Genomic DNA, 1488 nt, shown 5'->3' on the forward strand with positions numbered 1-1488 from the left:
GCGTCCAGTACCGGGCCGACCTGCTCGACAACTTCCTCGCCCACACCAGCCTGACCCTCGAACCCGACTCACCCTAGCCATTCAAGATCTGTAGCTCCTGGTCTGTGGCGACGTAAACGTGGCGACCGTTCGGTGTGATCGCTACTCCATTCGGACCGCCTCCCGGACCGCTTACGGTGATGCTGTCGATGACGGCGTTGGTGTCGGTGTCAATAACGCTCACCACACCCCGGCCGCGACTCGAGTCCCAGTTGGGTACGTAGGCATGATGACCATCAGGTGCGATCACCACGCCGCTTGGGTCGGAGCCCACGGTGATGGTTGTGGTGACCATGTTGGTTTGGGTGTCGATTACGGCGACGCCACCCGCATCACCGCCCGCTTGGACGTCCTCCAAGGTCACGTAGGCGCGGCTCCCGGTCGGCGTGATCGCGACCCATTTGGGCCGCATGCCGACCGGAATCGTGGCCCGGACGTCACTGGATGACGGCACGGCTGCTCCTTTCCCCTAGCCATTGTGGGGGCGGGCCGGCCAGCAGGGGTTAAGACCCGCGACAACGAATAACTCCGGGATCGAAGTCCAACGGCCGGAGCCGGCGCGGGCGCCCCGGCCGTCGGGCGACGCGCTGAGCAAACCGATCCCTCCCTGGGCCCAACCACAACGCCCTGCGCTCCGAGTTGACCGACCTCAGCCACGCCGCAGCCGACCAGCTCGGCGGTGGCTAACGACATGCCAGCGAGCGTGCCGTGCGGGCTAGGGGTTGCAGGATGCCGGCCATCAGAGTGCTCTCCTGCAGCTCACGGCCCAGGTGCCCCGGGTGCCTGCCGTGGCGGGCGTCGACCTCGTGGTGCCGACCGTAATGGTCGACATCATCCGATAGATCCGGATGCTCCGATTGCTCCTGCCGCCGGGCTCCGGCGTAGCGTTTTGCCCGCAATCACCTCTGACTACTTCCGCCAGGCGGGGGCCATCCGCTCGGACATGTCCCGCCAGAACGTCCGCAGGTCCTGTCGGTTGACTGCCTGCCAGTCCGCTCGCCCGGGCGACCGGAGCGAGCGCCCGACGAGGTCGATTTGGTGGGCGCAGAAGGCCTCGTCCATCTGGTACGGCAGCTCGTCTCCCTTTGGCGGCAGCGGGCACAGCCGGAACGGGCAGTCGTCGATGCAGGTGGCGCCCGGTTGTACGTCGTGGGCTTGGCGGCGGCTCAGGTTGACCCGCATGGCGGTGCGGTCGATGGTGAGGCACGGGGGCAGCTCGGCCCGGCTGGCACGGGTGAGCCGGCGCGCCCGCTGATCGTTGTCCCGTCCCCGGTCGGCGAGGTTGAGCAGCAGCATCACGTCGGCCAGCAGCCGTTGAGCCCGCGGTTCCAGGACGGCCCAGCCGTGCCATGGCGGCAGCCAGGAGGCCTGGTGCCGGCGGACGCCCGGCTGGGGGCTGACCGACCCGATCCGCCCGACGATCTCCCGCTCGTCCAGCCAGCAGTGCCG

2 protein-coding genes are annotated in these 1488 nt (G+C 68.3%); both read right to left on the reverse strand.

Annotated elements, in window-relative coordinates; all coding sequences use genetic code 11:
• Window positions 1-73 precede the first annotated feature (73 nt).
• A complete protein-coding gene (locus ACFYPD_RS34040) occupies window positions 74-493 on the reverse strand; it encodes a YncE family protein (RefSeq protein ID WP_387122904.1) in 420 nt (139 codons plus the stop codon).
• A 455-nt stretch (window positions 494-948) separates the two neighbouring features.
• Window positions 949-1488 (reverse strand): hypothetical protein (locus ACFYPD_RS34045; RefSeq protein ID WP_387122906.1); only part of this gene is annotated, 540 nt, incomplete at its 5' end.

This window comes from Micromonospora sp. NPDC005299 (assembly GCF_042872345.1).
In the GTDB taxonomy this organism is placed as follows: domain Bacteria; phylum Actinomycetota; class Actinomycetes; order Mycobacteriales; family Micromonosporaceae; genus Micromonospora.